The sequence below is a fragment of the Actinoallomurus acaciae genome (genome assembly GCF_042429965.1).
Classification (GTDB): Bacteria; Actinomycetota; Actinomycetes; order Streptosporangiales; family Streptosporangiaceae; genus Actinoallomurus; species Actinoallomurus acaciae.
In genome coordinates this window covers 1-867 of the sequence record NZ_JBHLZP010001183.1, presented here as the reverse complement: position 1 = coordinate 867, position 867 = coordinate 1, and the positions used below count along the sequence as shown (strand labels likewise).

At 76.1% G+C, this 867-nt stretch carries 1 protein-coding gene; it reads left to right on the top strand.

Going from position 1 to position 867, the window contains the following annotated elements:
* Positions 1–867 (top strand): BTAD domain-containing putative transcriptional regulator (locus ACFFNX_RS51495; protein ID WP_378213827.1); only part of this gene is annotated, 867 nt, incomplete at both ends.

The following is an 867-nucleotide window of genomic DNA, read 5'->3' as shown; positions in this document are numbered from 1 at the left end:
GGGCCGCCGTCGCGTTCGCCGAGGCCGCCATCGCGGCGGGCCGGCCCGGCTCGGCGGTGGCGCGAGTGGTCGCCCTGGCGGACGAGCACCCGCTGGACGAGGAGCTCCAGGCGAGCCTGATCGAGTTGTTGTCGATCGCCGGACGGCCGGCCGACGCCCTCCGGCGCTACCAGCGGGTACGCGAGCGGATCATCGACGAGATGGGCGTCGAGCCCGGTGCCCGCGTCCAGCGCGCGTACCTCACCGTGCTCGCCCGAGACCGCGACCACGGACCGGAACCGCTCGTGGAGGCCGCGCTGCCGCCGCCCGCCCAGCTGCCGCCCGCGATCGCCGACTTCATCGGCCGGGAGGCGCACGTCCTTCTGCTGGTCCGGGCGATCAGGCAGGCCGCGACGCCGGTGGTGATCTCCGGGATGGGCGGTGTCGGCAAGACGGCGCTCGCCGTACACGTCGGGCATCGCGAGGCGGCCCGGTTCCCCGACGGGCAGCTGTACGCCGACCTGGGCGCCGAGCTCGCCGAACCGGTGAGCCCGGCCCGGGTGCTCGGCGGGTTCCTCACGGCGCTCGGCATCGCCGGGCACGCGGTCCCGGAGTCGCTGGAGGAGCGCAGCGCGCTGTTCCGGAGCCTGCTCGCCGGACGACGAATCCTCGTCGTGCTCGACAACGCGGCGGACGAGCGCCAGGTGCGCCCGTTGCTGCCCGGATCGCCGGGCTCGGCGGCGATCGTGACCAGCCGGGCCCGGCTGACCGGGCTGGAGTCGGCCCGGCGGGTCGAGCTGGAGGTGTTCGGCCCCCGCGAGGCGACCGCGCTGCTGGCCCGGATCGCCGGGCAGGACCGCGTCGAGGCGTGCCGTGGACTCGCGCTTC